Origin of the sequence: Antarctobacter albus (genome assembly GCF_900101505.1) — a bacterium.
Taxonomy (GTDB): Bacteria; Pseudomonadota; Alphaproteobacteria; order Rhodobacterales; family Rhodobacteraceae; genus Antarctobacter; species Antarctobacter albus.
The window spans coordinates 299,368-318,444 of record NZ_FMZI01000004.1; the positions used below are offsets into that span (position 1 = coordinate 299,368).

Sequence of the window (19,077 nt, forward strand, 5' to 3'; positions counted from 1 at the left end):
CCGCAGGCCAGAGGGGGCAGAGCCCCCTGCCCCCGACAACCACAGGACACCCACATGCTTCTCAAGGACAAGACCGCCGTTATCACCGGCGCCGCCAGCCCCCGAGGCCTCGGCAAGGCCACGGCGCAACTCTTTGCCGAACACGGCGCCCGCATCGCCATCCTCGACCTCGACGGCGAGGCCGCCCGCGCCGCCGCCGCCGACCTGCCGGGCGAAGGCCACGTCGGCCTGGCCTGCGATGTCACCAGCAAGCCCCAGTGCGAAGCGGCAGCCAAATCCGCCATCGACGGGTTGGGCCAGGTCGACATCCTGGTCAACAACGCCGGCATCACGCAGCCGCTGAAACTGATGCAGATCGAACCCGAGAATTACGAGGCGGTCACGGACGTCAACCTGCGCGGCACGCTCTACATGAGTCAGGCGCTGATCCCGCACATGCGCGCGCGCAAGACCGGCTCCATCGTCAACATATCGTCCGTTTCGGCCCAGCGCGGCGGCGGCATCTTCGGCGGGCCACATTACTCGGCGGCCAAGGCGGGCATCCTCGGCCTGACCAAGGCGATGGCCCGCGAACTGGCCCCCGACGGCATCCGGTCGAACGCGATCTGTCCCGGCTTCATCGCCACCGACATCACCGGCGGGGCACTGACCGACGAGATGATGGAACAGATCCTGTCCGGTATCCCGATGGGCCGCGCGGGACAGGCCAGCGACGTGGCGGGCTGCTGCCTGTTCCTGGCGTCGGAGCTCTCGGCCTATGTCACAGGCTCCGAGGTCGACGTGAACGGCGGTTCGCTGATCCACTAAAAGGAAAGGGCCTTCAAAGGCCCTTTCTCAACGCTTTTGCAAAAGCGTTTCCAAGCGGCTTCGAAGCCGCCTGGATGCCCCGGCTCAGCTGGCCGCGACCGTTTCCTGCCGCTGTTCGCCCAGGCCCTCGACACGCACTTCCATCACGTCGCCCGGCTTCAGGAAGCGCTGCGGCTTCATCCCCATGCCGACACCCGAAGGCGTGCCGGTGGCGATGATGTCGCCCGGCTGCAGCATCATGAATTGCGACATGTAGGAAATGATCTCGGCCACGCCAAAGATCATGTCCGAGGTATCGCTGTCCTGAACCGTCTCGCCGTTCAGGTCGAGCGAGAGTTTCAGTGCCTGCGGGTCCGGCACTTCGTCCGCCGTGACCAGCCAGGGGCCGGTCGGGCCGAAGGTCGGGGCTGACTTGCCCTTGATCCACTGGCCACCCTTCTCGATCTGGAATTCGCGCTCGCTCATGTCGTTGATGACGCAGTAACCCGCAACGTGGCTCAGCGCGTCCGCCTCGCTGACGTAGGAGGCGGTCTTGCCGATCACCACGCCCAGTTCGACCTCCCAGTCGGATTTGACCGAGTTGCGCGGGATCACCACGGGGTCATAGGGCCCCGACAGCGCCGAGCTCGCCTTGGAAAAGAGGATCGGCTCCTTCGGCGGCTCCGACCCGGTTTCGGCGGCATGCTTGGCATAGTTCAGACCGATGCAGAAAAAGTTCGGAACGGAGGCCAGGCAGGAGCCGATGCGGCCCGGCTCGGCCACCAGCGGCAGGCTGGCCGGGTCGATGGCCCGCAGCGCCTCCAGCGCTTCCAGCGAGACGGAGGCCCCGGCAAAATCGGTCACGTGGGCCGACAGGTCACGCACCTGGCCGTCGCCGTCCAGCATGCCGGGCTTTTCCTGGCCCGCCGGGCCAAAACGCAGTAGTTTCATTGATCTCCCAATCCTTGTTCCTTGGTCTTTCTTCTCTGGCCGCTCATTCGACCGGCTCCGGCGCCTCGCCGCCTTCGTCCTTCACGGACTCGAAGAAATCGGCCACGTTGATCAGCAGGTGATCCAGATGCGCCTGCACCTGGGCCTGGGCGGATTCCGCATCGCGCGCTCGCAGAGCGGCGACGATCTCGGCATGTTGGCGCAGCACCCGCTCGCGCGAACGTTTGCGACTGGCAGACAGATACCGCGCCCGCCACAGACGCGCCAGCAATGACTGGTGGACCTCTGCCAGAACAGGATTGCCCGCCGCGCGCGCGATGGCGAGGTGAAAACTCATGTCGATCTCGAAGATGTCCAGCATGTCGAGGCTGTCATATTGCCGGTCCATGCGGTCCGCGACCTCGGCGATGCTCTCGATCTCTTCGGCGCTGGCCCGCTCGCAGGTCAGCCGGGCCGACAGCACCTCCAGCGCCGACATCACCTCGATGTTGTGCGCCACTTCCTCGAAACTGGGCCTGGCCACGATCGGCGACCGCGCCGGGCGCAGCTGCACCAGCCCCTCTTTCGCCAGGATCCGAATCGCCTCGCGCAGGGGTGTGCGGCTGACGCCGAGTTCGGCGGCATGGTCGCGTTCCTTGACCGCCGTGCCCGGCGGCAGCACGCCCCGCAGAATGTCCCGGCGTAGCCGAGTCGCGATCTGTTCGGGCAGAGTCTCATGCGTCATGGCGCAGTTCACCTCCCTGAATCCGCACCTTTTTTCCACCCGGAAGGGCGGCCTCCCATGAAGCAAATTTGGTATACCAAAAATCCTTGCCTGTCGACATTGCTTTGGTTAGCTTGCCTTTACGGGATGGTATACCATCCGGGTACGGGGTCCGACCCCGATAACCATCGGCGGGGGGGAGCCCGCCACAGGGAGGAACATATGAAAAAGATCCTGACGACGGCCGCGGCCGTTGCCATTGCCGCATCCGCGGCCCACGCGCAGGACGTGACCCTGCGCATCCAGACACACTATGCGTCCGAGCACCCCTCGGGTGTGCTGGCGGCGCAATTCGCGGATGACGTGCAGGTGATGTCCGGCGGCGAAATCGCCATCGAGATGTTCTACAGCTCGTCCGTCGTGGCCACGACGGAAACCTTCGACGCGGCCATCAACGGCATCCTCGACTGCGACATGACCGGCGGCGCCTACCAGACCGGCAAGAACCCGGCGTTCCAGTTCGTCGGCGACATCATGGGCGGCTACGACACCCCCTGGCAGCAGATTTCCTGGCTGTACTACGGCGGTGGCTACGATGCCGCGCAGGAACTGTACAACGCGCAGGGCATGCAGCTGATCGGCTGGTGGCTCTACGGCCAGGAGTCGCTGTCGTCGTCCAAGCCGCTGGCCGGCCCGGACGATCTGAAAGGCTGGAAGTTCCGCTCGCCCCCGGGTCTGGAAACCGAGATCTTCACCGAAATGGGCGCCACGCCTATCGTGATGGACTTCACCGAGATCTTCACCGCGCTGGAAACCGGCATCATCGACGGTGCAGACGCCTCGGGCCTCTACAACAACGTTGGCCTGGGCCTCTATGACATCGTCAGCCATGCCACCTACCCCGGCTTCCACTCGATGCCGTCGGACCACCTGGCCTGCAACCAGGCCGTCTGGGACGGTCTGAGCGAAAAGCACCAGCGCATCATCGACACCGCGATGCAGAAACTGACCCTGCACACCGCCCTGTCGAACGAGAAGAAGAACGCCGAAGCCGCGGCAGAGCTGCAGGCCAAGGGTGTGACGCTTCACAACTGGTCGGCCAAGGACCGCGCGGACTTCCGCAAGGCGGCGCAGACCTCCTGGGACCGCTGGGCCGAAAAGACGCCCGAAGCGGCTGCCCTGGTGGCAAGCCACCGCGAGTACCTGACGGCGCTCGGCCTGATCGCCGAGTGATCGCCGGGCTGACCGCCTCGTGACCTCGCGGCGAGCCTTTCGCAAGGCTCGCCGTTTTCGTCTCTGCCACATGCGCCCGCACGCAGGACGCGGAACGGCCAGGGGGACGGCACGGGCGACAGGCCAACTGCCACTCTTCACATCGGGGTGACCGCGCATGCAACAGGACAGCGTCTGGCTGGGACCGCTCAGAAAGCCGGTTCAAATGGCCATGATCGGGTTTTCGGGCCTGACCATCGCACTCTTCATCTTTCTCGTCTTCCACCAGTTCATCTCGTCCGATGCCATCGGCATGCACGACATGATCCGCCCCCAGGGCAAACCGATCGTCACGGTGACGCTGCTCAGCCTCGCGCTTGCGCTGCTGTTCACCGCGCTTTTCCTCAGCGATGACAAGGGCACTATCGAGGTCGACCGCACGGGGCCCTTCGACATCCTCTCACTGGTCTGCGCCCGCCTGGCCATGATGTCGATCGCCTATATCGTGATCGTCATGTTCTACGAGGTGGTGTCGCGCTACGTCTTCAACCAGCCGACCATGTGGGCCAACGAACTGTCGCTCTGGATCGCCAGCTTTCTCTTCCTGCTGGCCGGTCTCTACGCGATGCAGCAACGCAGCCACATCCGCATCTACGTCATCTACGACATGATGCCCCGCTGGATGCAGAAGGCCGCGGACTGTGTTTCGGTCTTCCTGATCTGGGTCTTCACCTTCTGCCTTGTCTGGGGCGGCTACAACGACGCCATGCGCCGGATGCTGCGGATGGAAACCTTTGGCACCGCCTGGGATCCGCCCATTCCGGGGACGGTGAAACCCGCCATCCTGTTCATCATCGTGCTGGTCGCCATCCAGGCCCTGTCGAACCTGATCGCCGACTGGAACAAGGCACCCGAACACCACAACCCGGCCGACGAGATCGACGAGCACGAGATCGAGGCCCTGCGCCGCACCCTGGAAGAGGACAAGAAGTAATGGTCGACATCGGCACCCTCTCCCTGATCCTTCTGCTGGCGATGTTCGCGCTGCTGGCCATCGGGATGCCCCTGGGCTTTGCCTCGGCCTTCCTCGCGGTGGTCACGCTGGTCCTGAAATTCGACGTCGATATCCTGTTCCGAACCTGGGGACAGGGGCCGCTCAGCGTGCTGGGCCAGGCCGTCTACCGACAGATGACGAACTACGTGCTGATATCAGTACCACTCTTCATCTTCATGGCAGCGCTGCTGGAGCGATCCGGCATCGCGCGCGACATGTATTCCTCGCTGAACGTCTGGCTCAGCCGGGTGCGCGGCGGCATCGCCATCGTGACCTCCGTCATGGCAGTCATCATGGCCGCCATGTCCGGCATCATCGGCGGCGAGGTGGTCCTGCTGGGCCTGATCGCCCTGCCCCAGATGCTGCGGCTGGGCTACAACCAGAACCTCGCCATCGGCACGATCTGCGCCTCCGGCAGCCTCGGCACCATGATCCCGCCCTCGATCGTCCTGATCTTCTACGGGCTGGTGACGGAAACCTCGATCAAGGCGCTCTTCACCGCCTCTTTCCTGCCCGGTTTCATGCTGGCATCCTTCTTCATCATCTACATCATCGTAACCACGCAGCTGTCGCCGGAAAAGGCGCCGCTGCCGCCCGAGGATCCGGACGCGCCCAAGGGCGGGGAAAAAGGGCTGATGTTCCTTGGTTTCCTGTCCCGCTTCGGCATCTGGATCACCGGGGTGCTGATCCTGCGCGCGCTTTTCTTCACCGTGACCGGCGTCAACGAGGTTGTCGAGGGGGTCGATCCGATCCTGCTCGGCATGGTCTCGGACATTCCCTGGCTTGCGGGCGCGCTGGTGATCTTTGCGCTGATCGTCTTCTTCGTGGTCGGGCGTGAACGCACCGCCGCGGGCTGGGAGATGGGCAAGGGCCTGATCGCACCCATCGTCGTCATCGGCGTCGTTCTGGGGTCGATCTACGGCGGCATCACCGGCATCACCGAGGCCGCCGGCATGGGCGCTGTGGCGGTCTTCGTCATTGGCCTGATCCGGCGCGAGATGACCTGGGACATCGTCTATGACAGCCTGATGCGGACGCTGAAATCCACCGGCACGATCATCTGGGTGACCATCGGCGCCGCGGCGCTGGCCGCCGCCTATACGCTGGCGGGCGGGCCGCAGTATGTCGCCAATATGATCGTCGGCGCCGACATGCCCACCATGAGCGTGATCCTGGTGATGATGCTGATCTTCCTCATCATGGGGATGTTCATGGACTGGGTCGGCATCGTGCTGCTTGTCATGCCGGTCTTCCTGCCCATCGTCGTCCGCCTGCCGGCGGAAGAGATCGGCTGGTTCGCCCATGTGGACGCACGCTATGTGCCCATCTGGTTCGGCGTGGTCTTCTGCATGAACATGCAGGTGAGTTTCCTGTCGCCCCCCTTCGGGCCGGCCGCCTTCTACCTGAAATCGGTGGCCCCGGCGCATATCTCGCTCACCGACATCTTCCGCGGCTTCCTGCCCTTCATCGCGCTGCAACTCTGCGCGCTGGCGGTGCTGCTGGCCTGGCCGCCCATCGTCACGATCTTCCTGTGACCCCGGACCGGACCGAGGCCCCCGCGCCCCGGTCCGGTCCCCTTGCGACCCCCGGGCTTCTTCTTGGCGAAAATACCCCGGGGGGCCGCGGCCCTGCCGCGGCGGGGGCAGAGCCCCCTCCCCCCCCCGCGCCCCGGAGCGAAAGGACAGCCCATGCCCTTGATGTTGACCCAGGACCAGGTCACGCAGTTCGACCGCGAAGGGTATCTCGTGGTCGAGGATGTTCTGAACCCCGATCTGCTGGCATCGGTGAAGGCCGAATATGCCGCGCTGCTGGATGCGCTCTATGCCCGCTGGCAGGACGAGGGCCGCGTGCCCGCCGCCGAGGGCATGGATTTCTGGCAGAAGCTGCTGACCTCCTACAAGGCGGGCTGCGACTGGTTCCAGCCGATGGACATTTCCCTGCCCGGCGGAGAGATCGCCGCCGATACGCCCTTTCACTTCGGCCCAGCCGTATTTGACATGCTGACCGATGCCCGCCTGCTTGACATGGTCGAGGACCTGATCGGCCCCGAGCTGACCTCCAACCCGATCCAGCATGTCCGCCTGAAGCCCCCCGCCACCCATCTGCACGCGGATGAGCCGCGCGCCCATGTCACCGCGACCGCCTGGCACCAGGACCGCGCCGTGGCCCATGAAGAGGGCGACGAGACCCGCATGGTCACCGTCTGGCTGGCCATCTCGGACGCGACCGTCGAAAACGGTTGCCTGACGGTGGTGCCGGGCAAACCGCGGATGTACCCGCATTGCCCGCAGAAACAGACCGCCATCGCGCCCGGCTACCTGGACGAGGACAAGGCCGTGGCCCTGCCGGTCAAGGCGGGCGGCGCGGTGCTCTTCCATCCGCTGACGCCCCATGCCTCGCTGGAGAACCGCTCCGAGAATTTTCGCTGGAGCTTTGACATCCGCTACAATGTCACCGGTCAACCCACGGGCCGCGCCCATTTCCCCGCTTTTATCGCCCGCTCGCGCAGCGCCCCGGAGGCAGAGTTGCGCGACTGGAAAAAGTGGAAGACCATGTGGGAAGAGGCCCGCGCCCGGCTGGCGCCGGCACCGCATATCCCCATTCACCGCTGGTCGGGCGACAGCCCGGTCTGCGCCTGACCGCCACCGGAAACACCCGCCCCGGCCCCGCGCCGGGGCCTCGTGCCATGACGCCCCGGCACCGGGGCCAATCAGCCCCCTGAGAGACCGAGATGAAAAAGACAGTCCGCCTTTCCGACGCCGACAATGTCGTCACCGCCGTCACCCCGCTTGAAATCGGCCAGGAAGGCGCGACACAGCTGATCCCGCGCGGGCACAAGCTGGCCACGCAGGCGATCCACAAAGGCGCGCCGGTGATCAAATACGCGCAGGTGATCGGCTATGCCGCCGAGGACATCGCGCCGGGCGCCCATGTCCATACGCACAACCTCGAATTCCGCAACGTGGATACCGAGTATGACTACGGCACCAACCTGCGGCCCGCGACCCCTGCCGACACGCCGGACACCTTCATGGGCTATCGCCGCGCGACGGGCCGCGTCGGCACGCGCAACTACATCGCCGTGCTGACCTCGGTGAATTGTTCCGCCACCGCCGCCCGCAAGATCGCTGAACATTTCACCGACGAAAAACTGGCCGCCTATCCCAATGTCGACGGGGTCGTGGCCTTTGTCCACGGCACCGGCTGCGGCATGGCGGGCCAGGGGTCCGAGGGGTTCGAGGCGCTGCAGCGGGTCATGTGGGGCTATGCCCGCAATCCCAACGTGGGCGGCGTTCTGATGGCGGGCCTCGGCTGCGAGATGAACCAGATCGACTGGCTGGTCGAGGCCTATGGGCTGACACCCGGCCCCCTGTTCCAGTCCATGAACATCCAGGACGTGGGCGGGCTGCGCAAATGCGTCGAACTGGGCATCAAGAAGATCGAGGCCATGCTGCCCGTGGTGAACGAGGCCACGCGCACCGAATGCCCCGCCTCCGACCTCATGGTCGCTTTGCAATGCGGCGGCTCGGACGCCTGGTCGGGCATCACCGCCAACCCCGCCGTGGGCCATGCCTGCGACCTGCTGGTGGCGCAGGGCGGTACCGGGGTGCTGGCCGAAACGCCCGAGATTTACGGCGCCGAACACCTGTTGACGGCCCGCGCCGTCGACCGCGCGACGGGCGAGAAACTGGTGGAGCTGATCCGCTGGTGGGAGGATTACACCGCCCGCAACAAAGGCTCGATGGACAACAACCCCTCTCCCGGCAACAAGAAGGGCGGGTTGACGACCATCCTCGAAAAATCCCTTGGCGCGGCGGCCAAGGGCGGCACCACGCCTCTGACCGGCGTCTACAAATACGCCGAGCCGGTGACGGCCCGGGGATTCACCTTCATGGACAGCCCCGGCTACGACCCGGCCAGCGTGACCGGCCAGATCGCCTCGGGCTGCAACCTCGTGTGTTTCACCACCGGGCGCGGCTCGGCCTTCGGGGCGAAACCCAGCCCCTCGATGAAGGTCGCCACCAACACCGAGATGTACACCCGCATGACCGAGGACATGGACGTGAACGCCGGGACCATCCTGACCGAAGGAAAATCGGTCGAGGAGGTGGGCCGCGAGATTTACCAGATGTGGCTGCGCATGGCGAGCGGCGAACAGACCAAGTCCGAAGCGCAGGGCCTGGGCGATTACGAGTTCGTGCCTTGGCAGATCGGGGCGGTGATGTGATGGGCAAGCCATTTCGAAAAGGCTTGAAAGCGATTTCCAAATCGCTTTGCCCGCGCAGGCGAGGACGTTCCGCGTGAGTGTCCCCCTCCCCCTCTGCATCATCGGCGCCGGCGCCATCGGGCGCCGCCACATCGAGGTGGCCAGCGCCTCGCCCGCGATCCGGATCACGGCCATCGTGGAGCCGGACGCAACCACGCGCGCGACGCTCACCACCGAGGGCCTGCCCGCCGTCGCTACGATTGACGACGCCCCGGCAGAGACCCGCGCCTGTGTCATTGCCACGCCGACACCGGACCACTGTCTCTCGACCCTCGCCGCGCTGGCGCGCGGCTGGGCGGTGCTGGTGGAAAAGCCCATCGCCGACACGCTCGACAACGCGCAGCTCATGGCGGAGACGGCTGCGGCCAAGGGCCTGCCCCTGATCGTCGGTCATCATCGCCGGTGCCATCCCTTCGTCATGGCCACCCGCGCCGCCTTGCCGGACATCGGGCAACTGGTCGGCTTGCAGGGCATGTGGTCGCTGCGCAAGCATGACACCTATTACGACGTGCCCTGGCGCCGCCTGCCCGGCGCCGGCCCGCTGGCCACCAACCTCAGCCACGAGATCGACCTGCTGAACGTCTTCGCCGGCCTGCCCGTTGAGGTCACTGCGCTGACCTCCAACGCCGCGCGCGGCCATGTGATCGAGGACACCGCCGCGCTCGCCTTCCGCTTCGACAGCGGCGCGCTGGGATCCTTCCTGATCTCGGACGCGGGCGCCTCGCCCTGGTCCTTCGAGGCCGCCAGCGCCGAGAACCCCGCCATCGCCGCCTCGGGCGAGGATTACATCCGCATCACTGGCACCCTGGGCGCGCTGTCCTTCCCCTCGCTCACCCGCTGGGGCGCCTCCGGCCCGGGCGAGGTGGAATGGTCGAAACCGCTCAAACGCTTTGCCCCGCCCGGCTTCGACAAGGTCGACCCGCTGCTGGTCCAGATCGACCGCTTTGCCGCCTTCCTCGAAACCGGGGCCGACGACATTCTCTGCCAGCCCCGGGACGGCATCGCCGCGCTGGAAATGACGCTGGCCACCGCCTTGTCCGGACAGACGCACCGCCCCGTCAGGCGCGGCGAGGTTCCGGGAGATTTCACAGGAGTTCTGACATGAGATTAGCCGGCAAACGCGCCTTCATCACCGCCGCGGGCCAGGGCATTGGCCGCGCCATCGCCGAAGGCTATGCCCGCGAAGGCGCCGAAGTCACCGCGACCGACCTCAACCCCGACCTGCTGGAGGGGCTGACCGGCACAACCTTCGCACTGGACGTGACCGACAAGCCCGTGCTGACCCGCGCCATCGAGGCCGCCCAACCCGACATCCTGGTCAACTGCGCGGGCTTCGTGCACGCGGGCACGCTGCTCGAGGCGACCGACGAGGATTTCGAATTTGCCATGATGCTGAACGTCCGGTCGCAATTCCATTCCATGCAGGCCGCCCTGCCCGGCATGATCGAACGCGGCGGCGGGTCGATCGTCAACATCGCCTCCATCGCGGGCAGCATCGTGGCCGCGCCCAACCGCTGTATCTACGGCACCTCCAAGGCCGCCGTGATCGGACTGACGAAATCCGTGGCGCTGGACTATGTGACCAAGGGCATCCGCGTGAACTGCATCTGCCCCGGAACCGTCGACAGCCCGTCATTGCATGACCGGCTGCGGGCAATGGGCGACTACGAGGAAGCGCGCCGGGCCTTCAACGCGCGCCAGCCGATGGGACGGATCGGCACACCCGAGGAGATCGCCCATCTGGCCATCTACCTCGGGTCCGACGAAAGCGCCTTTACCACCGGACAGGCGCATGTGATCGACGGCGGATGGGCGGTCGGCTGACCGCATCCGCCCAGCCCTTTCCCTTGCCCAACCGCCAAGTACCCCCCATGTCCGAAGCTCTCCCCCGCGAAGACCGCACCGCCGCCGGCGTGCTGATGATGGCCCTGGCCGTGCTGGGGTTCACCTGTATCGACAGCACGGCAAAATGGCTGATGCTGGCGGGGCTACCCGCGCTGCAGGTGGTCTTTGCCCGCTACGCGGGGCATTTCCTGGTTGCCGTGGTGATCTACGGCGCGCGGGAGGGGCGCCAGGCCTTCGTCTCGAATGCGCCCTGGCGCCAGCTCCTGCGCAGCTTCTTCCTGCTGGGCAGCACCGTGTTCAACTTTTCGGCGCTGAAATACCTGCCGATCACCGTGACCACGACCATTACCTTTGCCGGTCCCATCGTCGTCACCCTGCTGGCCATCCCGATCCTTGGCGAAAAGGTTGGCCTGCGCCGGATCATCGCCGTCTGCGTGGGTTTCCTCGGCGTGATCGTGGTGATGCAGCCCTGGGGCGTCGATTTCCACCCCGCCATGTTCCTCTCCATCGGGGCGCTCAGCATGGCGGCGCTCTACTTCATCATGACGCGGCTCCTGGCGGGGATCGAAGGCAACGCCACACAGCAGATCTGGTCCAGCGGCTTTGCCGCGCTGGCGCTGCTGCCTTTCGTTCTGGGCGGCTGGGTCTGGCCCGAGGGACCGGTCTGGATCGCCTTCTGCCTGATCGGCATCTTCGGAGCCAGCGGCCACATCGCGGCCGTGATCGCGCACCGCTGGGCGGATGCATCGATCCTGGCGCCGGTGATCTACATCCAGATCTTCCTGGCCGCCGTCGCCGGCATCCTGCTCTTCGACACCTGGCCGACGGTCTGGACGCTGGGCGGCGGCGCGATCATCATCGCATCCGGTCTCTATATCTGGCAGCGCGAGCGCGTGGTGCGCGGGAGGGTACGCCGCCCGGTGCCGCATACGCGGTAGATGCGCCGGGGGCTCTGCCCCCGGACCCCCGGAGGTATTTCGGGCCCAAAGAAACATGGGCCCGGGACAGTGTTCAGCCCCGCCCGATATAGGGCATCGCGCTTGCCATGACGGTCATGAACTGCACGTTGGCCTCCAGCGGCAGGGACGCCATGTGCAGCACCGATTTCGCCACGTTCGACACGTCCATGACCGGCTCCACCGCGATGGAGCCATCGGCCTGCGGCACGCCCTTGGTCATCTTCTCGGCCATGTCGGTCAAGGTGTTGCCGATATCGATCTGCCCACAGGCGATGTTGTAGGGCCGCCCGTCCAGCGACAGGGACCGCGTCAGCCCGGTGATCGCGTGTTTCGACGCCGTGTAGGGCGCCGACCCCCAGCGCGGCACATGGGCCGAAACCGACCCGTTGTTGATGATCCGCCCGCCCTGCGGGTCCTGTGCCCGCATCCGGCCAAAGGCGGCGCGCGCACAGATGAAGGACCCGGTCAGGTTGATCTCGATGCAACGGCGCCAGTCATCAACGCTGATCTCGTCCACCGGACCTCCCATGACCGACACGCCCGCATTGTTGAACAGCGCGTCGATCCGGCCCCATTCCGACAACGCCTTGTCGAAAGCCGCGTCCACCTGTGCCTCGTCCACCACGTCGCAGGGCAGCGCCAGCGCGTTTTCGTGGCTACCGGCCATCTCGGCCACCGATGCCTCGGTCCGCCCCACGATCCCGACTTTCCAGCCCGCCGCCAGGAAGGCCTCGGCGCAGGCCTTGCCGATCCCGCGCGCCCCGCCGGTGATGATGATTGTCTGGCTCATATGTCCCTCCCCCATGTTTCTTTGGGCAAATATATACCTCCGGGGGGAGCCGAAGGCGGGGGGCAGAGCCCCCCTCCCGCGTCACCGCCCCGAACCGTGTTCAGTGATTGTCGCGGGGCAGATCCTTGGCGATGCGCTGATAGGCCGTCGCCAGTTCCAGGCAGCCGCCGTCGCCAAGCTGGCCGACATGGGTGCGATAGATCTCTTCCCAGGGCGTCTGGCTGACGATCTCCGGCGCCTCCCAGGCCGCTTGCCGCGCGGCCCAGTCCTCGTCCGAAACCAGCGCATCCATGCGGCTGGCGTTCAGGTCCAGCCGCACCCGGTCGCCGGTCTGCAGGAAGGCCAGCCCGCCGCCCACCACCGATTCCGGCGAGGCGTTCAGGATCGACGGGCTTTCCGAAGTCCCGGACTGGCGCCCGTCCCCCACCGTCGGCAGATGGGTGATCCCCGCCTTGATCAGTGCATCGGGCGGCTGCATGTTCACCACTTCGGCCGAGCCGGGATAGCCGACACAGCCCACGTTGCGGATGAACAGCACCGTGCGTTCGTCGATGCCAAGGCTCTCGTCATTGATCCGGTCGTGGTAATCCTCGGGGCCTTCAAAAACCACGGCGCGGGCCTCGAAGACCCCCTCGTTGCCGGGCTCCGACAGGAATCGCTTGCGGAAGTCCTCGGAGATCACGCTGGTCTTCATCAGCGCACTGTCGAACAGGTTGCCCGAAAGCACCTTGAACCCGGCATTCGTGCGCATCGGCGCGTCGTAGCGCTTGATCACTTCGGTATCCAGGCTGTCACACCCGGCCAGGTTCACCCCCACGTTGTTGCCCGTGGCCGTCATCGCCCCGGCGTGCAACCGCCCGGCGCTCATCAGTTCACCCATGACAGCCGGCACGCCCCCGGCGCGAAAAAAGCTCTCGCCCAGGTATTCGCCCGCAGGCTGCATGTTGACCAGCAAGGGCACGTCAAAGCCGATGGTCTCCCAGTCCTTGACGTTCAGTTCCACCCCGGCATGGCGCGCGATGGCCTGCAGGTGCGGCGGCGCATTGGTGGATCCGCCGATGGCACTGTTGACCACGATGGCATTCTCGAAGGCTTCACGGGTCAGGATGTCAGAGGGTTTGAGATCCTCGTAGACCATCTCGACGATGCGCTGCCCGGTCTCATAGGCCATCGCCATACGCTCGCGGAAAGGCGCGGGAATGGCGCTGGAGCCCGTCAGCGTCATGCCCAGCGCCTCGGACATGGCGTTCATGGTGCTGGCGGTGCCCATCGTGTTGCAATGGCCCAGGCTGGGCGCGCTGGAACAGACGCGGCCCATGAATTCCTCGTAGTCGATCTTGCCCTCGGCCAGCAGGCGGCGGCTCTCCCAGACGATGGTGCCCGAGCCGGCGCGCTTGCCCTTCCACCATCCGTCCAGCATCGGCCCGCCGTTCAGCCCGATGGCGGGAATGTCGACGGTCGCCGCGCCCATCAGCATGGCCGGCGTGGTCTTGTCACAGCCGGTGGTCAGCACCACGCCGTCGATGGGATAGCCATGCAGCACCTCGACAAGGCTCAGGTAGGCAAGGTTGCGGTCCAGCGCGGCGGTGGGCCGCTTGCCGGTCTCCTGGATCGGGTGGACGGGGAATTCCATCGGGATGCCCCCGGCCTCGCGGATGCCGGCCTTGATCCGGTCCATCAGGAAGACGTGGATCTTGTTGCAGGGCGCCAGATCGCTGCCGGTATTGGCGATGCCGATGATCGGCTTTTCGCCCTGCAGTTCCTCGCGGGTAAAGGCCTGGTTCTGGTAACGCTCGACATAAAGCGCGGTCATGCCCGGGTTGTTGGGATTGTCGAACCACTCCTGCGAGCGGAAGCGCTTGTTGGCGCGGGTATCTGACATGTCCTTCCTCCCCTGGCACGCCTGCCGATTCTGGCAGGTCTGTTCTCTTGTGCGAGTGTTCCAATTTGGTATACCAAATGCAAGCCGCTCGGTGGGAGGCCGGGCAAGAGAGGGCGCAAACCGCCCCCAGGCCGGGAGGACTTGACCATGACGACACGCCCCGCCGCGCAGCGGATGGCGCCCCTGACGCTGGCCGCGCTGCTGCTGGCAGCCCCCCTGCAGGCTGAGCCGCGTCTCGACCTCGACAACCTGCGCAGTTGCGTCGAGACGGCGGTGGACCTGGGCAAGGCCCCCACCGCCTGCGTGGACACTGCGCACGCGCCCTGCCTTGAAATCTCGACCGAAACCCCCGCCGTGGCGGGCCTCTGCTTTGCCGAAACCCGGCAGGAATGGTCAGAGGCCATCGCCGCACGCATGGCGGATCTGGGCGAAAAGGCCCCTGAACGCATTGCAGCACTTGCCGGGATCGAGGTGAAATACGACCTGCTCTCCTCGCTGGTGCAATGCGACCGGATGGAGGAACTGGCCCTTCTGCGCGAATTGCCCGCCGAAGAAATCCAGCTGCAGAAGGCCCGCTGTACCGCCACCGCCTCGGGGCTGGCCTATATCCGCCTGCTCTGGCGCCTGCCCGACCCGGACACACCACTTGCCAAGGAGACTGACCAATGATCGGAGAACCGTCCCGCCTGACCATCGTCAAGGGTGCCCCCCGCCCGACAGAGGCGCAGATTGCCGCCCTGCAAGGAGTCGAGACCGCCTTCCTCTGCGACGCGATGGGCGGCATGGGGGCAATGGCAACACCCATCGCGCCCATCGGCTTCGGGCGTGACCTCGACTGTCACGCGGTGGGCCCCGCACTGGTGGCCGACAGCGGCCCCGCGGACATCATCGCCACACTCGCAGCGGTCAACCTGCTGACCCCGGGCGACATTGTGGTCCATGCGGCCCACGGCAACCAGGACCGCGCCACCATCGGAGACCAGCTCTCGGGGATGCTCAAAAACGCGGGCGCCGCCGGTTTCGTCACCGACGGGCCGATGCGCGACTACGCCGGCATCGTCGCCGCCGGCCTGCCCGCCTGGTGCACAGGGCTGAACCCCAATTCGCCTTATACATCGGGTCCCGGCACCCTGGGGGCAAGCGCGACCGTCGGCGGCTGCCATGTCGCCACCGGCGACATGATTGTCGCCGACCGTAACGGCGTCGTGGTGATCCCCTTTACGCGGATCGACGAAGTCATTGGCCGCGTCCAGGAGGTTCAGAAGCTCGAGTCCGAGCTTGAGGCCAAGGTCAAAGACGGCTTCAAGGCGCCGCTGGACATCGACGCGATGCTGGCGGACGGCTCGGCCGTGGAAATCGGGTAAGGGGGCGCTGCCCCCGTCTCCCTCTGGTCGACTCCCCCGAGGGTATTTGGACCAAGAAGAAGCTGCAGGCGCGTCCCTGATGTTTCTTCTTGGACCAAATACCCAGGGGTGAATGCGCAAAGCGCAGAGGGGCGACGCCCCTCCTCCGCGTGTCTCAGCACGCAGGCCCCTCACGCAAAGGCGCTCTTGGCGCCGCCGCTCATCTGGGTCTTGAAGATCGAGGTATTGTCCGGCGCCGGGGGCAAAGGCAGCGTCACCGGCACATCCGCCAGCCGTGGCGTGAAGACCGGCGCGCCGGTGATCATCCGGTCCTGGAAATCCTCCCAGAACTTTCGCTGTCCGAGCGAATGGATGTAGCTCGACCCGCCCAGCAGCGGCCAGGCATCTGCGCTGGCGCATTCGTAGAACAGGATCTTGCGCGCCCGGTCCGAGACATTGGGCGCCGAGCCGTGCAGCAGGCGCACGTGATGCACCGTCATGTCCCCCGCCTTGCCGGTCAGCGTGACGATCCTGTCCTTTTCGAACAGCGGATCGTCCGGGTCGATCGCCCCGCAGAACACGCCGCCCGCGTGATGGCTCAGCACCGGCCCCTTGTGTGATCCCGGGATCACCAGCAGCGGACCGTTGTCCTCGGTCACATCCTCCAGCATCAGCCCGAAGGCCAGAAGCGAGTCGTTGGTGGCCGGGTAAAAGGCCCAGTCCTGGTGCCATTCCACCGCCGCGCCGCCACCCGGCGCCTTGCAGTTCAGCTTGGCGGTGTTCAGCACCGTGTCCGGGCCGAGGAGGTCGTTCAGCACCTCCGTCACCTTCGAATGTTTCAGGATGCGGTCGTAAACGGGGTGCTGCTTGTGCGGCAGCTTGATCCGGGTCAGGCGCGGAGTGTCGGCGCAATGGCCGGTATCGAGGTCGAAACGCTCGTCGCTTTCGGTGATGGCCCGCGAGGCGTCGATCAGCCCGTCGGTCACGGCCTGCAGTTCCGCCAGTTCCTCGGGCGTCACCACCTGCTCGACCTTGAGATAGCCGTTCTCGGCGTAGAAATCCTGTTGTTCGCGGCTCAGCATCGCGTCTCCTCCCCTGCTGCACGCTTGATGGCTCGACAGATGGTATCGATACCACGACTTGCATGGTATCGATACCACCCTATCCTGAGCGCTGTCAAACGAAGGAACGGACATGAACCGCAAATGGGTGACGATGGGTGACGTGGCGCGGGCGGCGGGGGTGGGCAAGATCACCGTCAGCCGCGCCCTGCGCACCCCGTCCAAGGTCAGTGCCGACACGCTGGAGAAGGTGCAAAAGGCGGTAATGGAGCTGGGATATGTTCGAGACGAGACCGCCGGCGCGCTGTCCTCCCAGCGCTCGCGCGTCGTTGGGGCGCTGGTCTCGACGCTGGAACAGCCGGTTTTTGCCTCCACCATCCGGGGTCTTGAAGAGGGGCTGAGCGCGGGCGGTCTGCAACTGCTGCTGGGCAGCACGCGCTACCAGCCCGAGAAAGAGGCGCTGATGGTCTCGACCCTGCTGGGCCGCCGGCCCGATGCGCTGGTCCTGACCAGCAGCGACCATACCGAGGACACCCGCCGCCTGTTGTCCGGCGCCGGCCTGCCGGTGATCGAACTCTGGGAGCTGCCGGAGGTGCCGATCCACGCCGCCGTCGGCTTTTCGAACCGGCAGGCGGGGCGCGACATGGCCCGCCACCTGATCTCATCCGAGCGCCGCGCGCCGGTCTTTCTGCGCACCGAACGCGCCAGCGACACCCGCGCCGACATGCGCGAGAAAGGCTATCTGGATGCGCTGGAGGGGCACGCGCCGCGCATCCATTCGGTGCCGCCCCGCGAGGACCAGGGCGGGCCGGACTACGGGGCCGAGGGGCTGGCGCAGGTCCTGCAACGCTGGCCCGATACGGACGCGGTGATCTGTGTCAGCGATGCGCTGGCGGTGGGCGCGCTCTGCGAGGCGCGGCGGCGCGGCATCGACGTGCCCGGCGCCCTGGCGGTGACCGGCTTTGGCGACATCGACGTGGCGGGGGCCGCCGCGCTGGACCTGACCACCGTGCGCATCGACGGCGCCGCCATCGGGCGCGAAGCCGCGCGCCTGACCCTCGCCGCCTGCGACGGCGAGGACATCAAGGGAACGCGGATCGACCTGGGTTACCAGCTGATCCGCCGGGCGACGGGCTAGTCGCGGCCCTTCTTCGCCTCTTCCTCCAGGTCCAGCCCGTTCATCCGCGCGATGTGATCGGCGATCCAGGGCACGTAGTCCTCGGCATGGCCCTGTGCCTCGATCTGGGTGAAATATTGCCGCGTGGCAGAGGCCATCGGCGACAGCGCCCCCGCCTCTGCCGCCATCGACAGGGCATAGCGCACATCCTTCGACGCATTGGCCACGGAAAACTTGTGCGCGTCGCGGTTCCGATTCACCGCGTAGTCCATGAAGGTGTCGAAGAACCCGTTGCCCAGCCGGGACGAGCCGATGACCCGCTGGATCGTTGCAGGCGGGATGCCGACTTTGGCGCCCAGAGAGGTCACCTCGGCATAAAGCGCGGCATAGCTCATGGCGATGGTGTTCATGATCAGCTTCATCTTGTGGCCCGCGCCCACCGGGCCGACGTGGTTGATGTTACCGGCCCAGCAATCCAGCACCGGCAGGATGCGCTGGAAGACCTCCGGGTCGGCGCCCACCATCGCGTCCAGCGTGCCGGCCTCGGCCTCCTTGGGGGTACGGCCCAGCGGCGCGTCCACCATGTGCCCGCCGCGTTCGCCCAGTTCGGCGGCCAGCGCCAGGGTCACGTTGGGATCGGAGGTGGAACATTCCACCACGATCAGACCGTCGCGCATCCCCGCAAGGATGCCGTCCTCGCCCCGAAAAACACTTTCGACCTGCGGCGCGTTGCCAAGACAAATGTGGATCACGTCGCAGGCTGCGGCCATCTCGCACGGGGTCGCCACCTCGACCGCGCCGCGCGCCACCAGGTCCTCGACCGGTGCGCGGTTGCGGTTGCCCTTGACGACCAACGGGTGGCCCTTTTCCAGCAGGTTCTTCGCCATCCCGTGACCCATGAGACCCACCCCGATGAACCCGACCTTGACCTTGTCAGACATGCGCTTCCTCCCCTTTTTGAGCGCGCCGGGGCGGGTCGGCGCACGGGGCAAGGCGGCACCTGGCCGCAAACGGCCTCCCGCCGTCCCGCACGCCGTTGACATTCCCGCCCCGGCTGGTTTGATTGCAGATGGTATACCAAACCGGCCGCCACGCAAGCAGGCCGGA

The 19,077-nt window shown here is 66.1% G+C and carries 18 protein-coding genes; 12 read left to right on the forward strand and 6 right to left on the reverse strand.

From position 1 onward, the window contains the following. Nucleotides 1–54 precede the first annotated feature (54 nt). Complete coding sequence (locus BLQ71_RS09215) at nt 55–807, forward strand: SDR family NAD(P)-dependent oxidoreductase (RefSeq protein ID WP_074621481.1); 753 nt, start codon at nt 55–57, stop codon at nt 805–807. Nucleotides 808–891: 84 nt separating this feature from the next. Here the strand turns inward: BLQ71_RS09215 and BLQ71_RS09220 are convergent, their stop codons facing one another. Together BLQ71_RS09220 and BLQ71_RS09225 are read right to left on the reverse strand one after the other, a co-directional pair. After that, nucleotides 892–1,737, reverse strand: a complete 846-nt coding sequence (locus BLQ71_RS09220; protein ID WP_074621482.1) for a fumarylacetoacetate hydrolase family protein — start codon at nt 1,735–1,737, stop codon at nt 892–894. Nucleotides 1,738–1,780: 43 nt separating this feature from the next. Continuing rightward, complete coding sequence (locus BLQ71_RS09225; RefSeq protein WP_074621483.1) at nt 1,781–2,461, reverse strand: GntR family transcriptional regulator; 681 nt, start codon at nt 2,459–2,461, stop codon at nt 1,781–1,783. 201 nt (nt 2,462–2,662) lie between these two features. On the opposite strand from BLQ71_RS09225, the gene BLQ71_RS09230 reads away from it, so the two are divergent. The 8 genes from BLQ71_RS09230 (at nt 2,663) to BLQ71_RS09265 (ending at nt 11,756) form a co-directional block, all read left to right on the forward strand. Beyond that, on the forward strand, nt 2,663–3,673 hold the full coding sequence (locus BLQ71_RS09230) for a TRAP transporter substrate-binding protein (protein WP_043144068.1): 1,011 nt from the start codon (nt 2,663–2,665) through the stop codon (nt 3,671–3,673). A gap of 157 nt (nt 3,674–3,830) precedes the next feature. Beyond that, on the forward strand, nt 3,831–4,646 hold the full coding sequence (locus tag BLQ71_RS09235) for a TRAP transporter small permease subunit (protein WP_074621484.1): 816 nt from the start codon (nt 3,831–3,833) through the stop codon (nt 4,644–4,646). Then, complete coding sequence (locus tag BLQ71_RS09240; protein WP_043144063.1) at nt 4,646–6,241, forward strand: TRAP transporter large permease; 1,596 nt, start codon at nt 4,646–4,648, stop codon at nt 6,239–6,241. Before BLQ71_RS09235 ends, BLQ71_RS09240 begins: the two co-directional genes overlap by 1 nt. A gap of 153 nt (nt 6,242–6,394) precedes the next feature. After that, nucleotides 6,395–7,345 carry a phytanoyl-CoA dioxygenase family protein gene (locus BLQ71_RS09245; protein WP_229754838.1) on the forward strand — a complete coding sequence of 317 codons (951 nt, stop codon included), beginning with the start codon at nt 6,395–6,397 and terminating at the stop codon, nt 7,343–7,345. 92 nt (nt 7,346–7,437) lie between these two features. Continuing rightward, a complete protein-coding gene (locus BLQ71_RS09250; protein ID WP_074621485.1) occupies nt 7,438–8,934 on the forward strand; it encodes a UxaA family hydrolase in 1,497 nt (498 codons plus the stop codon). Between the two features lie 73 nt (nt 8,935–9,007). Continuing rightward, entirely contained in the window at nt 9,008–10,078 is a 1,071-nt protein-coding gene (locus BLQ71_RS09255; protein WP_074621486.1) for a Gfo/Idh/MocA family protein, read from the forward strand. Continuing rightward, nucleotides 10,075–10,797 (forward strand): SDR family oxidoreductase, encoded by a 723-nt coding sequence (locus BLQ71_RS09260; protein WP_043144052.1) that lies wholly within the window; start codon nt 10,075–10,077, stop codon nt 10,795–10,797. The genes BLQ71_RS09255 and BLQ71_RS09260 overlap by 4 nt, the downstream gene beginning before the upstream one ends. A gap of 47 nt (nt 10,798–10,844) precedes the next feature. Then, nucleotides 10,845–11,756, forward strand: coding sequence for a DMT family transporter (locus tag BLQ71_RS09265; protein WP_074621487.1), 912 nt, complete (start codon nt 10,845–10,847; stop codon nt 11,754–11,756). Between the two features lie 73 nt (nt 11,757–11,829). On the opposite strand, the gene BLQ71_RS09270 is transcribed toward BLQ71_RS09265, so the two are convergent. After that, nucleotides 11,830–12,567 carry an SDR family oxidoreductase gene (locus BLQ71_RS09270; RefSeq protein WP_043144047.1) on the reverse strand — a complete coding sequence of 246 codons (738 nt, stop codon included), beginning with the start codon at nt 12,565–12,567 and terminating at the stop codon, nt 11,830–11,832. 100 nt (nt 12,568–12,667) lie between these two features. After that, on the reverse strand, nt 12,668–14,449 hold the full coding sequence (locus tag BLQ71_RS09275; protein WP_074621488.1) for an IlvD/Edd family dehydratase: 1,782 nt from the start codon (nt 14,447–14,449) through the stop codon (nt 12,668–12,670). A 147-nt stretch (nt 14,450–14,596) separates the two neighbouring features. Here BLQ71_RS09275 and BLQ71_RS09280 point away from each other — a divergent pair, with 147 nt between their 5' ends. Beyond that, nucleotides 14,597–15,118: a hypothetical protein gene (locus BLQ71_RS09280; RefSeq protein WP_074621489.1), complete on the forward strand. Its 522-nt coding sequence runs from the start codon at nt 14,597–14,599 to the stop codon at nt 15,116–15,118. Then, nucleotides 15,115–15,813 carry an RraA family protein gene (locus BLQ71_RS09285; RefSeq protein ID WP_074621490.1) on the forward strand — a complete coding sequence of 233 codons (699 nt, stop codon included), beginning with the start codon at nt 15,115–15,117 and terminating at the stop codon, nt 15,811–15,813. The genes BLQ71_RS09280 and BLQ71_RS09285 overlap by 4 nt, the downstream gene beginning before the upstream one ends. Nucleotides 15,814–15,983: 170 nt before the next feature. Here BLQ71_RS09285 and BLQ71_RS09290 read toward each other — a convergent pair whose 3' ends face one another. Then, nucleotides 15,984–16,874 carry a phytanoyl-CoA dioxygenase family protein gene (locus BLQ71_RS09290; protein ID WP_074621491.1) on the reverse strand — a complete coding sequence of 297 codons (891 nt, stop codon included), beginning with the start codon at nt 16,872–16,874 and terminating at the stop codon, nt 15,984–15,986. 112 nt (nt 16,875–16,986) lie between these two features. On the opposite strand from BLQ71_RS09290, the gene BLQ71_RS09295 reads away from it, so the two are divergent. Further along, on the forward strand, nt 16,987–17,991 hold the full coding sequence (locus BLQ71_RS09295; RefSeq protein ID WP_074621492.1) for a LacI family DNA-binding transcriptional regulator: 1,005 nt from the start codon (nt 16,987–16,989) through the stop codon (nt 17,989–17,991). Here BLQ71_RS09295 and BLQ71_RS09300 read toward each other — a convergent pair. Continuing rightward, nucleotides 17,988–18,911 (reverse strand): NAD(P)-dependent oxidoreductase, encoded by a 924-nt coding sequence (locus tag BLQ71_RS09300; protein WP_069209999.1) that lies wholly within the window; start codon nt 18,909–18,911, stop codon nt 17,988–17,990. The two genes, BLQ71_RS09295 and BLQ71_RS09300, sit on opposite strands and share 4 nt — an antisense overlap. Nucleotides 18,912–19,077 lie beyond the last annotated feature (166 nt).

What these genes read in the sequence shown, in the direction of transcription:
- BLQ71_RS09215 (WP_074621481.1), top strand. Translation starts at nt 55, where the DNA reads ATGCTTCTCAAGGACAAGACCGCCGTTATCACCGGCGCCGCCAGCCCC.
- BLQ71_RS09220 (WP_074621482.1), bottom strand. Translation starts at nt 1,737, where the DNA reads ATGAAACTACTGCGTTTTGGCCCGGCGGGCCAGGAAAAGCCCGGCATG.
- BLQ71_RS09225 (WP_074621483.1), bottom strand. Translation starts at nt 2,461, where the DNA reads ATGACGCATGAGACTCTGCCCGAACAGATCGCGACTCGGCTACGCCGG.
- BLQ71_RS09230 (WP_043144068.1), top strand. Translation starts at nt 2,663, where the DNA reads ATGAAAAAGATCCTGACGACGGCCGCGGCCGTTGCCATTGCCGCATCC.
- BLQ71_RS09235 (WP_074621484.1), top strand. Translation starts at nt 3,831, where the DNA reads ATGCAACAGGACAGCGTCTGGCTGGGACCGCTCAGAAAGCCGGTTCAA.
- BLQ71_RS09240 (WP_043144063.1), top strand. Translation starts at nt 4,646, where the DNA reads ATGGTCGACATCGGCACCCTCTCCCTGATCCTTCTGCTGGCGATGTTC.
- BLQ71_RS09245 (WP_229754838.1), top strand. Translation starts at nt 6,395, where the DNA reads ATGCCCTTGATGTTGACCCAGGACCAGGTCACGCAGTTCGACCGCGAA.
- BLQ71_RS09250 (WP_074621485.1), top strand. Translation starts at nt 7,438, where the DNA reads ATGAAAAAGACAGTCCGCCTTTCCGACGCCGACAATGTCGTCACCGCC.
- BLQ71_RS09260 (WP_043144052.1), top strand. Translation starts at nt 10,075, where the DNA reads ATGAGATTAGCCGGCAAACGCGCCTTCATCACCGCCGCGGGCCAGGGC.
- BLQ71_RS09265 (WP_074621487.1), top strand. Translation starts at nt 10,845, where the DNA reads ATGTCCGAAGCTCTCCCCCGCGAAGACCGCACCGCCGCCGGCGTGCTG.
- BLQ71_RS09270 (WP_043144047.1), bottom strand. Translation starts at nt 12,567, where the DNA reads ATGAGCCAGACAATCATCATCACCGGCGGGGCGCGCGGGATCGGCAAG.
- BLQ71_RS09275 (WP_074621488.1), bottom strand. Translation starts at nt 14,449, where the DNA reads ATGTCAGATACCCGCGCCAACAAGCGCTTCCGCTCGCAGGAGTGGTTC.
- BLQ71_RS09280 (WP_074621489.1), top strand. Translation starts at nt 14,597, where the DNA reads ATGACGACACGCCCCGCCGCGCAGCGGATGGCGCCCCTGACGCTGGCC.
- BLQ71_RS09285 (WP_074621490.1), top strand. Translation starts at nt 15,115, where the DNA reads ATGATCGGAGAACCGTCCCGCCTGACCATCGTCAAGGGTGCCCCCCGC.
- BLQ71_RS09290 (WP_074621491.1), bottom strand. Translation starts at nt 16,874, where the DNA reads ATGCTGAGCCGCGAACAACAGGATTTCTACGCCGAGAACGGCTATCTC.
- BLQ71_RS09295 (WP_074621492.1), top strand. Translation starts at nt 16,987, where the DNA reads ATGAACCGCAAATGGGTGACGATGGGTGACGTGGCGCGGGCGGCGGGG.
- BLQ71_RS09300 (WP_069209999.1), bottom strand. Translation starts at nt 18,911, where the DNA reads ATGTCTGACAAGGTCAAGGTCGGGTTCATCGGGGTGGGTCTCATGGGT.